Source organism: Mycobacterium sp. IDUB_39 (assembly GCF_055419205.1).
Window position 1 is genome coordinate 554,364 of record NZ_JBVAXF010000002.1, and the last position, 18,384, is coordinate 572,747.

General features: G+C 66.4%; 18 protein-coding genes. 13 read left to right on the top strand and 5 right to left on the bottom strand.

Going from position 1 to position 18,384, the window contains the following annotated elements:
- The first annotated feature begins 1 nt into the window (after nt 1).
- From ACZY0X_RS08945 to ACZY0X_RS08960, 4 genes are read left to right on the top strand one after another with little or no spacing between them, the layout of a single operon-like run.
- Nucleotides 2-217: a ferredoxin gene (locus ACZY0X_RS08945; protein WP_463769520.1), complete on the top strand. Its 216-nt coding sequence runs from the start codon at nt 2-4 to the stop codon at nt 215-217.
- Nucleotides 214-1,620: an NAD(P)/FAD-dependent oxidoreductase gene (locus tag ACZY0X_RS08950; RefSeq protein ID WP_463769522.1), complete on the top strand. Its 1,407-nt coding sequence runs from the start codon at nt 214-216 to the stop codon at nt 1,618-1,620. The genes ACZY0X_RS08945 and ACZY0X_RS08950 overlap by 4 nt, the downstream gene beginning before the upstream one ends.
- 12 nt (nt 1,621-1,632) lie before the next feature.
- Nucleotides 1,633-2,907 (top strand): cytochrome P450, encoded by a 1,275-nt coding sequence (locus tag ACZY0X_RS08955; RefSeq protein ID WP_463769524.1) that lies wholly within the window; start codon nt 1,633-1,635, stop codon nt 2,905-2,907.
- 1 nt (nt 2,908) lies between these two features.
- Nucleotides 2,909-3,949, top strand: coding sequence for an NAD(P)-dependent alcohol dehydrogenase (locus ACZY0X_RS08960; protein WP_463769525.1), 1,041 nt, complete (start codon nt 2,909-2,911; stop codon nt 3,947-3,949).
- 33 nt (nt 3,950-3,982) lie between these two features.
- On the opposite strand, the gene ACZY0X_RS08965 is transcribed toward ACZY0X_RS08960, so the two are convergent.
- Nucleotides 3,983-4,552: a TetR/AcrR family transcriptional regulator gene (locus tag ACZY0X_RS08965; RefSeq protein WP_463769527.1), complete on the bottom strand. Its 570-nt coding sequence runs from the start codon at nt 4,550-4,552 to the stop codon at nt 3,983-3,985.
- Nucleotides 4,553-4,659: 107 nt separating this feature from the next.
- Between ACZY0X_RS08965 and ACZY0X_RS08970 the strand changes: the two genes are divergently transcribed.
- The 6 genes from ACZY0X_RS08970 to ACZY0X_RS08995 all read left to right on the top strand — a co-directional run bounded on the left by ACZY0X_RS08970 (nt 4,660) and on the right by ACZY0X_RS08995 (nt 10,901).
- A complete protein-coding gene (locus ACZY0X_RS08970) occupies nt 4,660-6,888 on the top strand; it encodes an acyl-CoA dehydrogenase (RefSeq protein ID WP_463769529.1) in 2,229 nt (742 codons plus the stop codon).
- Between the two features lie 46 nt (nt 6,889-6,934).
- Entirely contained in the window at nt 6,935-8,143 is a 1,209-nt protein-coding gene (locus ACZY0X_RS08975) for a thiolase family protein (protein WP_463769531.1), read from the top strand.
- Between the two features lie 17 nt (nt 8,144-8,160).
- Nucleotides 8,161-8,574, top strand: coding sequence for a Zn-ribbon domain-containing OB-fold protein (locus ACZY0X_RS08980; RefSeq protein ID WP_354523756.1), 414 nt, complete (start codon nt 8,161-8,163; stop codon nt 8,572-8,574).
- 193 nt (nt 8,575-8,767) lie between these two features.
- Complete coding sequence (locus ACZY0X_RS08985; RefSeq protein WP_463769533.1) at nt 8,768-9,403, top strand: TetR/AcrR family transcriptional regulator; 636 nt, start codon at nt 8,768-8,770, stop codon at nt 9,401-9,403.
- Between the two features lie 40 nt (nt 9,404-9,443).
- Nucleotides 9,444-10,523 carry an oxygenase MpaB family protein gene (locus tag ACZY0X_RS08990; RefSeq protein ID WP_463769535.1) on the top strand — a complete coding sequence of 360 codons (1,080 nt, stop codon included), beginning with the start codon at nt 9,444-9,446 and terminating at the stop codon, nt 10,521-10,523.
- Nucleotides 10,524-10,526: 3 nt separating this feature from the next.
- Nucleotides 10,527-10,901 carry a hypothetical protein gene (locus tag ACZY0X_RS08995; protein WP_463769537.1) on the top strand — a complete coding sequence of 125 codons (375 nt, stop codon included), beginning with the start codon at nt 10,527-10,529 and terminating at the stop codon, nt 10,899-10,901.
- A 30-nt stretch (nt 10,902-10,931) separates the two neighbouring features.
- Here ACZY0X_RS08995 and ACZY0X_RS09000 read toward each other — a convergent pair whose 3' ends face one another.
- On the bottom strand, nt 10,932-11,876 hold the full coding sequence (locus ACZY0X_RS09000; protein ID WP_463769538.1) for a manganese catalase family protein: 945 nt from the start codon (nt 11,874-11,876) through the stop codon (nt 10,932-10,934).
- Between the two features lie 434 nt (nt 11,877-12,310).
- Here ACZY0X_RS09000 and ACZY0X_RS09005 point away from each other — a divergent pair, with 434 nt between their 5' ends.
- Together ACZY0X_RS09005 and ACZY0X_RS09010 are read left to right on the top strand one after the other, a co-directional pair.
- The gene (locus ACZY0X_RS09005) at nt 12,311-12,868 is read left to right on the top strand and encodes a CsbD family protein (protein WP_463769540.1); all 558 of its coding nucleotides are present in this window, start codon (nt 12,311-12,313) and stop codon (nt 12,866-12,868) included.
- 24 nt (nt 12,869-12,892) lie between these two features.
- Nucleotides 12,893-13,570 carry an IF2 family translation initiation factor gene (locus ACZY0X_RS09010; RefSeq protein ID WP_463769542.1) on the top strand — a complete coding sequence of 226 codons (678 nt, stop codon included), beginning with the start codon at nt 12,893-12,895 and terminating at the stop codon, nt 13,568-13,570.
- Between the two features lie 90 nt (nt 13,571-13,660).
- Here the strand turns inward: ACZY0X_RS09010 and treS are convergent, their stop codons facing one another.
- Nucleotides 13,661-15,913 carry a maltose alpha-D-glucosyltransferase gene (gene treS / locus ACZY0X_RS09015; RefSeq protein ID WP_463769544.1) on the bottom strand — a complete coding sequence of 751 codons (2,253 nt, stop codon included), beginning with the start codon at nt 15,911-15,913 and terminating at the stop codon, nt 13,661-13,663.
- A 142-nt stretch (nt 15,914-16,055) separates the two neighbouring features.
- A complete protein-coding gene (locus ACZY0X_RS09020; RefSeq protein WP_463769546.1) occupies nt 16,056-17,042 on the bottom strand; it encodes a GlxA family transcriptional regulator in 987 nt (328 codons plus the stop codon).
- A gap of 145 nt (nt 17,043-17,187) precedes the next feature.
- Between ACZY0X_RS09020 and ACZY0X_RS09025 the strand changes: the two genes are divergently transcribed.
- A complete protein-coding gene (locus ACZY0X_RS09025; protein ID WP_463769548.1) occupies nt 17,188-17,835 on the top strand; it encodes an HD domain-containing protein in 648 nt (215 codons plus the stop codon).
- A gap of 11 nt (nt 17,836-17,846) precedes the next feature.
- Here the strand turns inward: ACZY0X_RS09025 and ACZY0X_RS09030 are convergent, their stop codons facing one another.
- Entirely contained in the window at nt 17,847-18,275 is a 429-nt protein-coding gene (locus ACZY0X_RS09030) for a hypothetical protein (RefSeq protein WP_463770651.1), read from the bottom strand.
- Between the last annotated feature and the right edge of the window lie 109 nt (nt 18,276-18,384).

The window sequence follows — 18,384 nt, forward strand, 5'->3', positions numbered from 1 at the left end:
CATGCGCATCGTGATCGACCTGAATCGCTGCCTTGGCTACGCGCAGTGCGTCCCACTGGCGCCAGAAGTGCTCCGGTTGCAGGGGGAGGAGGCGCTCGCGTACGACCCGAATCCCGATGACTCGCAACGGCAGCAGGTGGCGCGAGCCGTCGCGTCCTGCCCGGTGCAGGCGATCATCGCCGAGATGGATCCGCCGTCAGACAGGACGACGAAATGAGGCCGCACCCGCTGATCGACGATATCGTCCGGACCTTCAAGGCCGAGGGACGGATCGTCATCGTCGGTGCGTCGCTGGCCGGGTTACGTGCGGCAGAAGCGCTGCGGGACGAGGGTTTCACCGGTTCGCTGACCATCATCGGCGACGAGGTGCACGAGCCGTATGACCGTCCACCGCTGTCCAAGCAGGTGCTCAAGGGCTGGGTACCGGCAGGCAACACCAAGCTGCCACGACTGCGGGCGGTCGACGCGGACTGGCGTCTGGGCGTAGCCGCCACCGGACTGGACCGCGACAACCGAGAGGTGTTGCTGGCCAACGGTGACAAGGTGCCCTACGACCGACTGCTGATCGCCACCGGCGTCCGGTCCCGGGCGTGGTTCAACCCCGAGGAGGCCAAGCTCAAGGGCCTGTACACGCTGCGGACCTGCGATGACGCCGCGAAGCTGCAGGCAGCCCTCGCGGCCCGGCCCAAACGGGTGCTCATCGTCGGAGCGGGCTTCATCGGATCCGAAATGGCCTCGGTCTGTCGTGATCTCGGGCTGGACGTGACGGTCGCCGAACGCTCCAGTGCGCCACTTGTCGGACCGCTCGGCGGCGTGATCGGCGACATCGCCGCCAAGATGCAGCGTGACGCCGGCGTCGACCTGCGCACCGGTGTGGCGGTGGAGGCGCTGAAGGGCGACGCCGACGGGCACGTCCGGCAGGCTGAGTTGTCCGACGGCACCACGCTCGACGTCGACGTGGTGGTGGCATCACTCGGGTCCATCCGCAACATCGAGTGGCTTGAGGGCGCTGAACTCGCTGCCGGGTTCTGGGGCGTGGCCTGCGATGCCGGGTGCCGCGCCTTCGACATCAACGGCGTGGTCACCGACAACATCTTCGTCGCGGGCGATATCGCGCGCGCACCGCACGTGCTCTACGAGTACCAGTTCATGGCGATCGAGCACGTGGATGCAGCTGTGCTGGGCGCCCAGACCGCGGCGCACAACATGGTCCACCTCGAAAGGGGACGCCGCCCACACCTGCCGCTGCCGCAGTTCTGGTCCGCCCAGTTCGGAGTCAACATCAAGGGCGTCGGTGTGTGCTCGTTCGGTGACGAGATCGTGTTCACCCAGGGTTCGGTCGAGGATTTGCGGTTCGCTGCGGCATTCGGCAAGAGGGGCCGCATCGTCGGGGCCGTCACCTTCAACCACGGCAAGTGGCTGGAGTACTACGGCAGGCTCATCGAACAGTCGGCGCCCTTTCCGCCACCGCCGCCGGGGTATGACGAACCGGCGAACAACGAGCCGATGTCGGCCCGCTTCCCGGACCCGCGCGAGCCGACCGGGATACCCGACGTCGTACTCACCGGCCACGATCCCACGTCGCGGAGTGCTGAGTTCCGCCCCAGGGTCCGTCGGTAGAAGGGAGCAACCGTGACGACCGCAGAGACCGCCTGGACCGAGGCGATGAGGTATGAGAACCGGCATGATCCGTACCGGTTCTTCGACGAGCTTCGCAAGACGCCTGTGGTGCAGGTGGCCGACCAGGTCTACGTCGTCACCGGCTACCGCGAGCTGCTCCAGCTCGCGCACGATCCGCATGTCAGCTCGGACATGAGTCGGAGTCCCATCTCCGCGAGACCCGCCGCCGACGCACCCGATGTTGGTGCCGAGCACATGGAGTCCTACGGCCGCGAGCCCAGTCTGATCGTGTCCGATCCGGCCAAGCACGACAGGCAGCGCAGGCAGGTGATGCGGCACTTCGCGCCGCCGCACTCCCCGGACGTCATCCCCAACATGGCCGTCGACATCCAGGCGCTATGCAACGACCTGCTCGACAAGGCGAAGGCCAAGGGCGGCAACACCATCGACGTCGTCGACGAGTACGCCTACCCGGTCCCGGTGGCCGTGATCTGCCAGATCCTGGGCGTTCCGCTGAAGGACGAACCCACCTTTCACGGCTGGATCTTCGACTTCATGGCGGGCGCAGACATGGGCCCGGACGCCGCGACGGAAGAGGGCCGGGCCCGTGCGCAAAAGGGTAAGGAAAGCGTGGCCGCCCTGACCGCATACATGGCCGACCTGATCCAGGGGTTCCTCAAAGAACCGGGCGACAACGTGCTGTCCAAGCTGGTGAACGACGCGGATGGCCCGGACGGGCCGATGACGCCCAAGGAGGCTGCGGCCAACGCGATGCTGCTGCTGATCGCCGGCCACGACTCGACGGTGAACACCATCGCGCACTGCGTGTTGACACTGCTGCGCAACCCCGAGTCGATCGACCTGCTGCGCGAGAAGCCTGAACTGATCCCCAAGGCCATTGAAGAGGTTCTGCGTCTGCAGTCGGCGGTCCAGTTCTTCCCCAGTCGAAGCGTGACCGCAGACGTCGAGGTTGGGGGCACCGTCATTCCCGCGGGTTCGGCAGTGCACCTCCTCTACGGCGCGGCCAACCGGGACCCCAAGCGGTTCCCCAACCCGGAGAAGTTCGACATTCAGCGCCCCGACAACCAACACGTCGGATGGGGCCGCGGGGTACACAGTTGCGTCGGCGGCCCGCTGGCACGCCTTGAGGTCAACATCGCGTTGGAGACGTTCCTGCGGCGCGTGGTGAACCCCCGCCTGTTGGTGGATCCACCGCCCTATCGCGTCAACCAGGTGTTCCGCGGTCCGCTGCACCTCGAGATTGAGTTCGACCGGATCGCGGACTGACATGAAGGCCTTTCAGTTCGTGGATTGGCAACAGCCGGGCCAGCTGCGGGACGTGCCGGTGCCGGAACCGGGGCCGGGGGAGGTGCTGATCAAGGTTGGCGGGGCCGGCGCCTGTCACTCGGATCTGCATCTCTTGGAGGCCCCCGCCGGGTCGATGCCGTTGACGCTGCCGTTCACCCTCGGCCACGAGAACGCCGGCTGGGTGGAAACCATGGGTCCGGGCGCGACCGGTTTCTCGCTGGGCGATCCCGTCATCGTCTACGGCCCGTGGGGCTGCGGCCTCTGTATGAACTGCCGACAGGGGATGGAGAACTACTGCCAGACGCCTGGGGAGGCCAGGCCGGGCGGCCTTGGCCGCGCCGACGGTGGCATGGCTGAGTACCTGCTGGTCCCGGCGACGCGCTACCTGATTCCCTTGGGGGACTTGGACCCCCGTGACGCGGCGCCGCTCTCCGATGCCGGATTGACCAGCTATCACGCCGTCAAGCGGTCAGCGCACTTGCTCGGGCCGGGGGCGACCGCGGTGGTGATCGGCGCGGGTGGACTGGGGCAGATGGCCATCCAGATGCTCAAGGCATTGTGCTCGGCGACCACGGTCGTCGCGGTGGACACGTCGGCCGACAAACTCGACATCGCGAGGAAAATGGGCGCCGACGAGACGCTGATCTCCGGCGAGGATGCCGTCGGACGCATCACGGACATCACCAGGGGTCATGGTGCCGAACTCGTCCTCGATTTGGTCGGGGTCGCGCCAACGCTGAGCATGGCCGCGCGGGTGGCGCGAGTCCTCGGACACCTCACCATCGTCGGTGTTGGCAGCGCGACCTTGCCAGTCAACTTCTTCAGCCCCCCACATGAGTGTGCTGTTTCATCTCCGTTCTGGGGCACCATCCCCGAACTGATCGAGGTGATCAGCCTCGCCCAGACGGGGAAGATCAAGATGCTCGTCGAGCACTTCCCCCTGGACAGGGCCGGCCTGGCCTACAACCTGTTGCACGACGGCAAGATCCAAGGGCGCGCCGTCATCACACCGCACGGCTGACTGGCTTGCCGGGGCCTACCCGGTGTCGAGTTCTCAGGCGAGCGAGTCCATGACCAAGCGGGTAGTCAGTTCGGCACGACTGCGCGAATAGGCGCGTCCCTCGCTCAGGATCGGATAGACGATGCCGCCGACGATGGCGTCGGCCACGGCCTGTGCGGTTGGCTCGTCGATGTGCGCGGCGAGAAGTCGTGACTTCACCGAATCCTGAAGCGGCGTGCTGAACCCGGTGCGCAGCCGTGCCGCGACGTCCTCGTGTTCCAGCGAGGCGGCCGTCAGAATGCGCAGCATCGCCGCGCCGCGCTCGGTGGTCAGGGTCGCCGCGAGGTTTCGGGCCCACGCGGTGAGGTCGGCACTGAGGTCTTCGGTGTGCCTGACGGGTCGCAGGATCTTGTCGGCGTCCGCGAGCAGGACGTCGGCCACCAGTGCCGGGCGGCTGGGCCACCAGCGGTAGATCGTCTGCTTGCCGACCCCGGCACGCGCGGCGACGGCCTCGATGGTCAGGCCGTCGAAGCCGCGCTCAACGAGGAGTTCGCGGGTGGCCGTGACGATCGCCAGCCGAGACCTCTCGTTGCGTCGCCGCGGTGTGGTCGACTCGCTCGACATCTCCCGGCTCCTCTGAGGTCTGTGCGCTTTACAGGGGTGGGACCCTGCCCGTAGTCTGCCATAAGACGAGACGTTTCGTCTCGTATGAATCAGGAAGGCGAAGCCCGTTGGCGATAGCCATCACCGAAGAGCAGGCGCAGCTCGCCGACGCCGTCGGTCGATTCGCGGCGCGCCACGTGCCGGTCGACAAGACCCGCAGCGGGTTCGAATCCCTTGCCGTGGGCGAGGTTCCGGCCTGGTGGGACGATCTGGTCGCCCAGAGTTTCCATGCTGTGCACATCCCGGAGCGTTTCGGCGGGCAGGGTGGCGGACTCACCGACGTCGCGTGCGTCATCGAGACCGCGGGCAGGACACTGCTGCCCGGACCCCTGCTGCCGACGGTCACGGCCAGCGCCGTTGCCCTGCTCGCCGACGACACCGGTACGGCCCCAACGCTTCTCGGCGAATTGGCAGGTGGCCTCACCGCGGCGGTGGTACTGCCCGACCGTGCCACCTTCCGCGCCACCGCGACCAAGGGGGGCTGGCGGGTCACCGGCTCCTCGGGCGTGGCGCTCGGCGTCTGCTCGGCCGCGCGGGTTCTGGTGGCCGCGCGGACCGACGATGACGCGTCGGTGTGGTTCGTGGTCGACACATCGACTGGCACCGCCACCGTGGACTCCGCACGGGGAACCGACCTCACCACTGACGTCGGCGTCCTGCACCTCCACGACCATCCCGTCCCGGAGTCGACGGCACTACGCGGTCTCGACAGTGAGCGCGCACGATGCGTTGTCGTCGGTCTGACCGCCTGCGCAACCGCCGGCATGGTCCAGTGGGCAGTCGACGCGGTGTCAGACCACCTGAGGAACCGCGAGCAGTTCGGCAAGCTCATCGGCACATTCCAGGCGCTGCAGCACAGGGCGGCCACCCTGTTGGTCAACAGCGAGCTGGCGACGTCGGCTGCCTGGGATGCGGTGCGCGCCGTCGATGAGCCGCTGAGCCAACATCAGCTCGCTGCCGCGGCCGCCGCGGTCATGGCCGTGTCGCCCGCACCAGAGTTGGTCCTCGATGCGCTCACGATGTTCGGTGCGATCGGCTTCACCTGGGAGCACGACCTGCACCTCTACTGGCGCGGCGCCACTAGCCTGGCCGCGTCGATCGGCCCCGTCGCCCGGTGGGCGCGGCAGGTGGGTGAACTCACGGGTGTCCACGCGCGGGACACCTCCCTGAACCTCGACGATGTCGAGAAGGAGTTCCGCGACGGGGTGGCCGCCACACTGGATGAGGCCCTGGCCCTGCGCAATGACGGGCCGGGCCGGCAGGGCGACTACGAGCACTTCGAAACCGGACCCCAGCGCAATCTGATCGCGGATGCGGGTCTCATCGCGCCGCACTGGCCGTCGCCGTGGGGTATCGACGCGAGTCCGTTGCAGCAGATCATCATCAACGAGGAGTTCGACAAGCGGACCGCCCTGGTGCGGCCCTCGTTGGGCATCGCCGAGTGGATCCTCCCCACGATCGTCAGTGCAGGCCCGCCCGATGTGCAGGAGCGGTTCATCCCACCGACACAACGTGGCGAGTTGGCGTGGTGTCAGCTGTTCAGTGAACCCGGTGCAGGCTCGGACCTCGCGGCACTTACGACCCGGGCGACCAAGGTCGACGGTGGCTGGCGCATCAACGGGCACAAGATCTGGACGTCCTGCGCGCAGGTCGCCGACTTCGGGGCACTGCTGGCCCGCACGGACCCCGCGGCCGCCAAGCACCGTGGTATCGGCTACTTCATCCTCGACATGCGGGCCGACGGCATCGAGATTCAGCCCATCAGGCAGGCCAGCGGAGAATCGGACTTCAACGAGGTGTTCCTGACCGACGTCTTCATCCCCGACGACATGTTGTTGGGTGAGGCCACCGACGGCTGGAATCTGGCGATCGCCACCATGGCGCAGGAACGGGTCGCCATCGGGGGCTACGTGAGCTGGGACCGCTTGGGCGCCCTGCGCGCACTCGCGGCCTCCGCCGACGAGGTGGACCGCCAGGACCTCCTGCGCGCGATCGGGGAGATCGAGGCCAACACCAACGCGATCAAGGCGTTGGGGGTGCGCGAGACCATCCGGCTGCTCGATGGCCAGGCCGCTGGGACAGCCTCCAGCATCGCCAAGGTGGCAATGAACATCCTGCTGCGCAAGACCTACAAGGCGATTCTGGAGTTGACTGGCCCGCTGGCCATGATCGAGGACTCCGATCCCGCCGTGGTGCAGCCCTACCTGCGCCTGCCTGCCGAGCTTCTCGGCGGTGGCACCAACGAGATTCAGCTCAACATCATCGCCCAGATGATCATGGGGCTGCCCCGCAAATGACGGTCGCCTCGACCACAAGTGAGTACTCGAACGCCGGAGGGTAGTAATGGGTTTACGTGGTGAGGCCGCGATAGTCGGCTACGTGGAGCTGCCGCCCGAGCGGATGCAGTCCGCCGCGCCGGCGCCGTTCACGATCGAGCAGTGGGCCCAGCTGAGTGCCGCCGCCCTGGCCGACGCGGGCGTCTCGGCCGAGCGGGTCAACGGAATCGTCACCACGCACCTGGGGGAGTCGGAGATCTTCGTGCCCTCCACGGTGGCCGAATACCTCGGGATCCGGGCGGATTTCGCGGAGATGGTCGACCTCGGCGGTGCCAGCGCCGCCGGAATGGTGTGGCGCGCGGCGGCCGCGATCGAACTCGGCATCTGTGACGTCGTGTTGTGCACCGTGCCGTCGCGCTACATCACCGCGATGTCGGAGAGGAAGCCGAAGCCGATCGTGGACGCCATGTTCTTCGGCGCGTCGAGCAACCAATTCGGTTCCCCGCAGGCCGAGTTCGAGATTCCCTACGGCAACCTCGGCCAGAACGGCCCCTACGGGCAGGTAGCCCAGCGCTACGGATCGGTCTACGGCTACGACGAGCGGGCGATGGCCAAGATCGTCGTCGATCAGCGGGTCAACGCCAACCACACCGAGGGTGCGATCTGGCGCGACAAGCCTCTGAGCATCGAGGACGTGCTCGCCAGCCCCGTCATCGCCGACCCCCTGCACATGCTGGAGATCGTGATGCCCTGTGTCGGCGGCGCCGCCGTCGTGGTCGCCAACGCCGATATCGCCCGGCGCGCACGCAATCGCCCGGTGTGGATCAAGGGATTCGGCGAGCACGTGCCCTACAAGACGCCCACCTACGCCGAGGATCTCCTCGACACCCCGATACGACGGGCGGCCGAGACCGCGTTCGGGATGACCGACCTGACCCGCGACCAGATGGACATGGTCTCGATCTACGACTGCTACACCATCACCGTGCTGCTCAGCCTCGAGGATGCGGGATTCTGCGAGAAGGGCAAGGGCATGGAGTTCGTGAGCGAGCACGACCTGACGTTCCGGGGCGACTTCCCGCTCAACACCGCCGGTGGTCAACTGGGCTTCGGCCAGGCGGGGCTGGCCGGCGGCATGCACCACGTGTGCGATGCCACCCGCCAGATCATGGGCCGTGCCGGTGACGCGCAGGTGCCCGACTGCGACCGCGCCTTCGTCTCGGGTAACGGCGGCATCCTCAGCGAGCAGACCACCCTCATCCTGCAGGGCGACTGAACGGAGCCATCATGACCATGCCCAGCTTCGAACGGCCCATGCCGGTCAAGACGCCAACCAGTGCGCCCTTCTGGGATGCGCTGGCGCGTCATGAGATAGCGATTCAGTACTCGCCCTCGGCGCAGACCTACGTCTTCTACCCGCGGGTGCTTGCGCCGCGGACACTCGCCGATGACCTCGAGTGGCGCACGATATCCGGTATGGGCACGCTGTACTCGTACACGATTGCCCGCCGCCCCGTCGGCCCGCACTTCGTCGACGCCGTCCCGCAGCTTCTGGCGGTCGTCGAATGGGATGAGGGACCCAGGTTCTCGACCGAGATGGTCAACGTGGCACCGGAGGAGTTGAGTGTCGGCATGCGGGTGGCGCCGGTGTTCTGCGACTACCCCGACCACGACGTCACCATGCTGCGCTACGAACCGGCCACCTGAGCGGCTCGCACAACAACCCACGCACGCCCACAACGACCCGCGCACGCCGAGACTGCGGGGAGATCGCGCTTTCGACTGAGAACGCGATCTCCCCGCAGTCTCGGCGTGGGGTGATGACGTTGTGACCAGCCGGAACCTACACATGTGTAGCAAATTCCTACACATGTGAAGCTTCCGGTGGTACGTTCGTGTCATGCCGACGCTGGCGAAGGCGAAACCGCGAGGTCGGGCCGCACATCTCGGCCCGGAGCGACGCCGTCCGCAGGTGCTCGACGCCGCGCTGGAGATCACCGTCGAACAGGGCGTCGCCGAGGTGACGATCGGTGCGATCGCCGACCGGCTGGGCGTCACCCGGCCCGTGGTGTACGCCTGCTTCGCAGACCGGATCGAGATCATCACCGCCCTGCTGGAGCGCGAGACCGCCTACCTGCGCGACGCACTGGTCGAGACGCTGCGCTCGGCACGCGGCGACGACCCGGAGTCGGTCTTCGTCGGTGGTTTCGTGTCGCTGTTGAATGTCGTCGCGGCCCACCCCAACTCGTGGCGGGTGGTCTTCTCGGCCCGGCCCGATCCCGCGGTCCTCGGCCGCTTCAAACGGGTCCGCGCGGAGTTGGCGAGCAAGGCCGCGCACTGGATCGGCCCGGCCCTGACCGCCTGGTGGGGCTTCACCGACCTGGACGCCAAGCTGCCCGTGCTCATCGAGTTCTTCATCTCCTCGTGCGAGGCGGCGGTGCGCACACTGCTCGACACCACGAACACCTGGACGGCCGATGACCTCGGCGCGATGTACGGGCGCATGGTCTGTCACGCCCTTCAGGCCGCCAAGTAATCCATCCGACAACAGCATCCGATGACAAGGGGAGTAATCGATGACGATCACAGGTACCGCTAGACCGCCCCGGGGGAGTGCGGCGCAGCCACACGAGGACTACGGATTCTTCGGTCCGGACTCGGTGACGTGGAAGGTGTGGGGCTATCCGACGTCGCTGACCGTGGGGTTCCAACGGTCCGTCGTCGTGGAGGAACTCGACCCCAACCTGGTCGCCGCGGTCGACAAGACGCACGATATCTACAAGCGGCCCCGCACCCGATACGACCGCACGCTGCGCTACTTCGCGATGGTCGCCTTCGGAGGGTCGCGCGAAACTGCCACTGCCGCTGATGTTCTGGTGAAGATCCACTCCAAGGCGATCGGCACCGAACCCTATGGTGGCGGACGATACGATGCGAACGACCCGGCCTCGCAGCTGTGGATCCACCTCACCGCGTGGCATTCGATTCTCTACGCCTACGAGAAGTACGGGCCAGGCCCGCTCTCGCCGCAGGATGAGGCCCGGTACTGGGAGGAGTGCGCGGTCGCCGCCGAGCTGCAGACGTGCTCGCCGGATGACGTCCCGCGCACACGCGACGGAGTGCGACGCTACTTCGAGTGGATGCGACCGCAGTTGCAGGCCAGCGAGATCGCCGTCCAGGCGATGGACCATCTACTCAAGGCCGACGTGATGCTGCCACCCATGCCGCGAGCCGCGCGACCCGCGTCCTGGCTGGTCAGCCGGGTACTGCGGGCGGGCACCATCGCGACTATGCCGCGGTGGATGCGGGAGATGAGCGGGCTGCAGCAGCCCAGGATCGTCGATGCGCTGGTGCGGCCGATCCTGTGGACGAGCTTTCACGCGATCCGCATCAGCCCCCGTGCGGAGTTGATGGCGCTCAAGATCCTGTCACCGATGACGCATCCGGTGGTGGCACCCATCAAACTCGGTGTGGCGCCGGTGAACCCGGAGGTCGTGACGCCGGCCGAGGCGCGAAGCCGGTACGGACTGGCTCGACCGGCCGAGGCGCACCAGGAGTTACGGGCTCGCCAGGCGGAGCGGGTCTTCGGGGAGGGCATCGAGCCCAGCGACGAGGGCCTCGTCGAGTCCGAGCCGATCCTCGGTCGGATGAGCTGACCGGTGAAATGGGTTGCAGTCCTTCGTGACCGCGTCGTCCTCGCCCTGGTGGCGGTGGCGATCCTCGTCACGGGACTCTTCGCGCTGTATCTGCCGACGGCACTGGATGATTACGACAAGTGGGGATTCCGGATCACGTGCGGGTCCGCGTTGTCGGCTGACTACGATCAGGCCGCGACCGCCGACGCACACGCGGCAGGCGCCGGCGACTACGCCGACCAGTGCCAGTCCGCGATCTGGTGGCGCCGCGGCTGGGCCAGCACGCTGGTGCTGATCGGCGCGGGTCTGTCGATCGCCCTGCTGGTTTCGGTGGCAAGGAGTCCATCGTCGCAACCGGCCGGGGGAGGCGGGTCGCGGGGTCCAACCGGCGGGAGATGAAGCGACGCCGACACCCGACCCCGCGTGCCGCTACTTGTCGGAAAGATCCTTGGCGGACTGGATCTCGACCTCGGCGGTGGCCTGGATAAGCGCCAACAGTTCTTTGTCCAGACCGGGAGCGAACTCCTCGCGCCGTTCCGGTGCGATGGTCATTGGGAACCCCTCCGGCATGACCGCGGTGCTCAGCTCGGTGCCGTCGTTGGACGGCGACGCCCCTCGATACAGCTTCGCCGCCTGGCTCTGGTCGTCGGAGCTGAAGGTGTACTGAATGCTCTGCAGTCCCAGATCGAGGAGCTTCTTGACCTCAGGGAACTTTGCGGCATTCGTCTTGGGGATCGGCAGCGCCGCACCCCAATTCACCCCGAGGCTCTCAAGTGCCTTGGCGAATGCGTTCTCATGAGCCTGGTCGCGAACGATGAGGTAGGCGATGGTGGAACGGGCTGCCTTGTTGTCGGTCATCTGGTAGATCCGGCACTTCTGCAGCCGTCCCGTCGACTCCAACATCAGGTTGTACAGCAGGTCGAGGACCAGGTTCCCGCTGTTGTAGACGTAGGACCCGAGCCACGGATTGCCTGCGGCATCGACTGGTAGCGCACCCTGGGCACCGACCAGGTAGTGGTGAATGTTGCTGGTGTCCAACGCGATCTTGAGGGGCGTTGCACCCTTGGCTCCCGGCTGATCGACCGTGTCTGTCTTCTTGCCGTTGTACTCCGGCGACCCGTCCAGCAGACGCGCGATGGTCGTACCGATGAGCTCCACGTGGCTGATCTCCTCGGTGCCAACGCCCTGGAGCAAGTCCTTGTACGGCTTCGACTTCGCGTCACCGCGGAAGTTCATGCTCTGGAACAGGTACTGCATCATGGTGCGCATTTCGCCGAACTGGCCACCAAGGCCCTCTTGTAAAGCGTTGGCGGCGGCTGGATCGGGCTCGTCGACAGCGATCTCGTTGATGAGTTGTTGAGTGTGCAAGTACATGGTTCTCCTTCGTCAACTTCCGGCGCTTTGACGCAGCATCGCGCTAGTCGGAGTTCGATCAGTGGGTGGCGGCGCATGTGCCGACCGGATCGGTCGACGTATCGGATGGGGCGCCTTCTTCGTGATTCGCCGGCGATGCTCAGGTTTCTGGAAGCATGCGGTTCAGGCTTGATACCCAGGCATTTTCCGCGCAAACGCCGGTGTCGCACCCTTATGAATCACTTGGCGCACACCGACGTGTGACGCGGGTCGCGCGGCAATGGCCACGGTGTGAGGTTTCAAGTTGTTGAAACGGTGTATCCCTGTGCAGTAGCAACGGGGTTGGACCTTGCCGCCGGCGGCACGCTGGCCCGCGAGTCCGTGGCTGACCAATTCAGGGCCATTCAGCGGTGGCTTCGCGGCCCTAGGGCCTCACGACGATCTCTAGGAGAGACATGACAGAGCACGACAAGGCTGACGAAGCCCGCAAGGGACTCTTCGACTCGGTCAAGGGCAAGGTGAAGGAATTCGCCGGCGCGGTGACGCGAAACGACTCGTTGACCGCCGAGGGCCAGCTTGAGCAGATCCAGGCGCAGGAGCGTAAGGAGGCGAACGCTGTCGAGGCGGTCGCCGACGCCGAGGCCAAGCAGGCCCGAGCACAGGCCGCGGACGCCAGGCTGGAGGGCGTCGAGGAGCGCATGGCGGTGGACGCCGAGACGGCGGCCGCCGAGACGTCCATCAAGAGTCAGCAGGACGCGCAGAAGCGTGCAGTCGAGCGGGCCGGGGCTCAGGAAGCCGTGCGCGGGATGACCCAGGCTGAGATTGATGCCCAACGCGACGTTGAGCGGGCCAAGGTCGAGGAGCGCCAGGAGATCAACGCTGCCACCGGCGAGTTCGTGGATGCCGTCGGCGCGCATCAAGCATCGGTGCAGGAGGCTTCCGCCGAGCAGGCCGAAGCCGATCGCATCCGAGCACGCGCCGACCGCCTGACCAACGACGCCGACCTGCCCTGAGCCCCTCGGATCTAGGAGAGATCAATGAGAATCACCGAACTACCGATCGCAGTTCTACGCTTTCAGTACCAGCTTCTACGGACTCCGCTCGAACTAATCGAAGACCGAGTGGTGTCGCGGATGGGCGCGGAAGCGCCTGCGCGACTGTTCTACGAGCGCTCGCTCGGCGTGCTCGACGCGACCGTTGGCAGCGCACTGGGTGATCCGAGGTTGGAGAGGCGCGGCTCAGCGCTTGTCGACCGCAGCGACGCGCTCAGCCGGGCAGCACAACTCGAGGAGACTGCGGCCCAGAAGAAGACGACCGCCGATGCCGAGCTGGCGGCCAGTCGCGACAAGGTCGCAGAGGACCGCGAACGGGCCAGCGAGGACAAGAAGCAGAGTATTGAGGAAGCTCGCACTGAAGCAGAGCAGCGCAAGCGTGCCGCAGCGCAGGAGGCGCAGGAACGCACCGTCGCGGCTAAGCGGCAGGTGGACGAAGTGGCGGCCCGGCGCAAGAACGCAGCCGAGGAGATCAAGCGCAACGAGCAGGCGAAGATCCGTGCAGCCGAGCAGAAGGTCACTTCGGCAGCCGACTCCAAGCTCAAGGATGCCCAGGACAAGCGTAACGAGGCTGAGAGCAAGCGTGCGCAAGCGAATCGGGTTGAGCAGTTGGCCGACGTCGAGAGGCAGAATCGTCAGGCCCAGCGGGCTGCCAAGCCCTAACGACTACGACAAGTGTGCCCCTCCGTCGTTCCGATGGAGGGGCACACTTGTCGTCAGAGCTTGCGGTCAAAGGGTCTGCGACACAGTGCTTCAGGGACTGCTCGACTCTGCGACTGCCGGCTCCTGAACGGGCGCCTCGACGAGAAGCGACATACCGTGGTGGGCCGGCATCTCGACGGTGAAGCTGTGTAGATCATCCACTGTCGCAAACGGCTTGCCGGTGAACATGTCCGATACCACCCCGCTGGGAGGCAGCTTCTCGGACCGCACGGTACCTGCGACATCCTCGTTGGCGAAGTTGAGCACGGTGAGCTGATACTGCCCCTCGTCGGCCAGTTGATGCACCAGCACCAGCATGCCGCGGTGTGAGACCTCGGGGATGTCGATCTGGCGGCTGGTGGCGATTCCGTAGTGGGACCGAACTCGCAGAATTGCCTGTAGCTGGCGCAGGAAACTGGCGTCGTCGGCCATCTGCTCGGGAATGGAACCGTAAAGGCTTCTGCCTCTGGGCATTCCGGCCAGCGATTGAGTCGCCGACGGGTTGACGCCCATCAGGTCGTGAGCCGATCGGTGAATCCAGCGGGTGTCGCCCCCGCGCAGCAACTCCGGGATGTTCGAGGGTGGCAAGGTCAGCATCCCGCACAGATCCCATCCCGACAGTGCGAAGACACCGGGCTGCAGGGCGTTGAACATCGCCAGCAGGAGATGAGCCCGTCTGATGTGATCGATATCGTCGATGGTGTCCAGGTCGGTGACGCCGAGGGTGGCAGCGATGACGGTGGCAGTGGTGCAGGCGATTCCGTTGGTGGTGAAAACCAGGTTGTAGGGACCGTTCTGGCCCGTGAGCTTCTGGGTGAGGTCGGCGCGGATCGTCTCGCCGAGCGCCTCTCCGGTGATCTCCTCGCCCTTGTAGGTGAAGACGTCATCGCGGTGGCCGGTCGACCAGTGCACCAGTTCGTAGGTCAGCTCGTCGTGGTTCTGCAGCGCGTGCACCAGGGAGGCGGGGTCGACTCCGAGTTCGAGCGTGGTGCGCAGTGTCAGCCGGAGGAACTCCGTGTCGGCGGTGGCCAGCGCGTGTTGATAGGCAGGTCGGTTGATGAAGTCATAGGACAGGTCCGCACCAGCCGCGCCGACGTCTCGTATGTCGTCGATGGTGAGGTTCAGCTCCTGGAAGGTGAAGCCGCCGACCTTGCGCACCATGCTCGCGATCAGGTGGTTGGCGGCCTCCGACAGAGGATGGCCCTCCGACCACGCCGTGCTGTCCTCGGCGGCGGTCTTCTCCGCGCCCAGGAATCCGTTCGCGTCCAGTCGAAGTCCACCGGTGCCCAGGTCGGTGAGCGAGTGCAGGGCGTCCCCGATGACCAGGCGCATGCCGGCGAAGGACGGGTCCAGCCAGTTGATCGAGGGCTGACCGTCCTTGAAGTAGTGCAGGTAAACCCATCGGCGCTGCACACCGTCGGTGCCAAGCACCGAACGGGTGACACTCCAATTGGTCTCCTTGACGCCCTCGGCGTAGAAGATCACCCGCTGCAGCCGGCCGATGATGTAGCCGGCCTTGTCCAGCCACTGCTCGGTCTCGGCGTCAATGTTCACCGAATCGGCTCCGGGCGGCACCGCGGGCAGGTTCTCCCAGTCGCGCTCGTCGATCTCGACCATGTGATAGATGCCGGGGTAGTCGGCGTACTTCATCTCCGCCAGCCGGAAGTCCGCGCCCTTGCCGGTGTGCCCCGGCACGATGTCGTCGATGATGGTGCCGCCGTACCAGTTCGCGGTGCCGCACATGGTGCGGAACTCGTCCTCGGTGCCGAAGGCTGGGTCGATCTGGGTGCTGATGCGGTCGAAGTGGCCATCGACGCTGGGGGTCTGCTCCCATCCGGAGAGACCTCCGGCGCGTTTGACGGGACCGGTGTGGATGGCCTCGATGCCGATCTCGGCGAATGCCTTCCACATGCCCTCATCGGCCATGGCCTTGAGGAATGACTCGTTGGGACGGGTGATCAGCGACAACGGATACGCGGTGAACCACACCGAGGCGGTGTCGACCGCGTGGCGGGGGCTCGGGGTGGCATACGGGTTCTGCCACATCGAACCCTGGCCGGAGAACTGCTGACTGATCTCGTTGGCGTCGGCCAGCATCGATTGCGTGAGCAGCCAGGACACATATGCCGGGTTGTCGGCGGTCGCGGGCCCGTCCTGGGCAACGGAACGCCGGGTGAACGGTGCTCGCACACGCGGGCGGAACCGAAGCGAGCGCGGGCGCGCCGGGTGCAGATGTTCGTCGAAGGTGGGTTCGGAGGGCTCGTGGGCCTGATCGTCGGGTTCGGACTCTGCCGCCTCAGACATGTGCCCCCTTCGCGATGTGTTGGTCGTCGACCGGTTGTCGTGTCGCAGTATTGCCAGCGCGACGTGGGGTTGAAACAAGTCGTGCGTTCCAGCCTCCAACGTAGCGCGGCTCGGTGCCGAGCACCGGGCTCGGCCATCGCGGCTAGCGGGACGCGTGCCGACGTGCCGTCTCGAAGCGCTTGCGGTAGGTGCCGGGTGTGATGCCCAGTTCGCGCTTGAACAGTCGGCGCAGGGATTCGCCGGATCCGGTTCCCGTCCGTTCCGCGACGTGATCGAGGGAGTCGTGACCGCTGGTGAGCAGGGTGCAGGCCGCCTCGAGCCGCGTCCGGTCGACGAAACGTTGTGCCGTGTAGCCAGTCTCGGCGAGGAACAGTCGGGATAGGTGGCGAGCGCTCACCCCCGCGGCCTCGGACAGCGAGCGCAGGGAGTGGTTGTGACTCGGATCGCTGGTGATGAGGTTCATGACGTTCCGCACGATGGAGCTGTCGGTGGGCAGCGCGTCCAGGCGGACGCTGAACTGTGATTGGTCACCGGGGCGGGCCATGAAGACGACCAGCTCCCTGGCGACTTCGCGGGCCAGTGTCGCGCCGTGGTCGTGCTCGATCAGCGACAGGCTGAGGTCGATACCCGCGGTGACACCTGCCGATGTGACGTAGTCACCGTCGGTGACGAAGATTGCGGCCGAGTCCACAGTGAGTTCGGGAAATCGGGCGGCCAGGTGGTTTGCGAGCTTCCAGTGGGTGGCGACCCGTCGCCCGTCGAGCAATCCGGTTGCCGCAAGGGGGAACGCTCCGGCGCAGATGGAGACCGTGCGGCGGCTGCGTTTCGCCAGTGTGCGGACGGCGTCGATGAGGGCGGGGTCGCTGATGCTCCTCTGCCAGTTCGGTGCACCGGGCACCAGGAGCGTGCCGATGGGCTGCGGCAGCGCGTCCACCGCCATGTCGACTCCGAGCCGGATCCCCGAGCTGGCGACCACGTCCTCGCCGGTGAGTGAGGTGTTGATGATCCGGTAGTGCGCGCCGAGGGCGTTGGCAGCCGCGAAGGCGTCGATGGGTCCCGTCACGTCGAGCGACTGGATGCCGTCGTAGAGCAGTACGACGACGGCATGGGGGACTGGGCCTGGTGCCATGGTGGCCAATCTGCGCCGTTGTGGCGGCCATGTCCACATGTGAGGGTTTCGCGTCCATCTGGACGCTGCCGCTCCACGCTCGGGCGGCCGATGCTGGAGGAACCGGGAGCCGCGTCGGCGCCCCAGCGCAGAGGAGAGGAATACCATGGCCAACACCCCTGAAGTCATTGCCGGAGTGAGCATCCCAGACAGCGTTCTCGCTCGGGAGGCCACCGAGTTGATCCGGGACACCACCAATGAGCTGATCTTCCATCACTCGCGACGAGTGTTCCTGTTCGGAAGTCTGCAGGCGCGCCGCCAGGGCGCAACCCCCGACCCCGAACTGCTCTACATCGCCGCCATGTTCCACGACACCGGTCTGGTGGCGCCCTATCGTGGTACCACGCAGCGGTTCGAGATGGACGGTGCCGATGCGGCGAGGAAGTTCCTCATCTCGCGCGGGCATTCTGAGCAGGAGGCCCAGATCGTATGGACGGCAATCGCGCTGCACACCACGCCTGAGGTGCCCCACAAGCTGGATCCGGTGATCGCCGCGACCACGGCTGGGGTGGAAACTGACGTCGTCGGGCTTCGGCTGGACGCGATCACCGTCGGCGAGATCGACGCCGTTACCGCGGTGCATCCGCGGCCGGACTTCAAGAACCGGATTCTGCAGGCGTTCGTCGACGGATTCGGTTACCGGCCCGAGACCACCTTCGGCACCATGAACGCCGACGTGCTCGAGCACTTCGTGCCGGGGTTTCATCGGATCGACATGGTCGACCTCGTCAAGAACTCGGCCTGGCCCGAATAGGTCCGGGGCCGTCAGCTGCGATTTCGGCGATCCGTGTTGTTCTTCAGGCAGAATCGCAATGGTGACGACGCCGCCGCGGGGCCCCGGCCAGCCTGGTTGGCGCGACAGGGGGACTCAGCCGCCTCCCGACCCTGAGACGCGACGGATTCCGCGCCCCCGGCAACCCGAACCTCCGACCGAGCAGATCCGGCGCAGACCGCCACCACCTGCGGGCCGTCCGCCGGCTGGGGGTCCGCCGCCGGGATACCGGCCACCCGGTGGTCGCCCGCCACCGCCACCTCCGCGTGCAGCGCCACCGCCCCCGCCGCTGCCTCCGCGCGCAGCACCCCCGCCGCTGCCTCCGCGCGGAGCACCCCCACCGCTTCCGCCGCGGTCAGTGCCACCGCCACCTCCGCCGCGGGTAATGCCGCCACCACCACCGTCACCAAAGGCGCCGCCACCGCTGCCGGACAGTCCGCCATCCAAAGGTGAAGAGCCGAAGAGGTTCTCACAGTTTTGGAACCGGCAATCGATCATCCTGGTCGCGGTCATCATCATCGCGATCCTGAC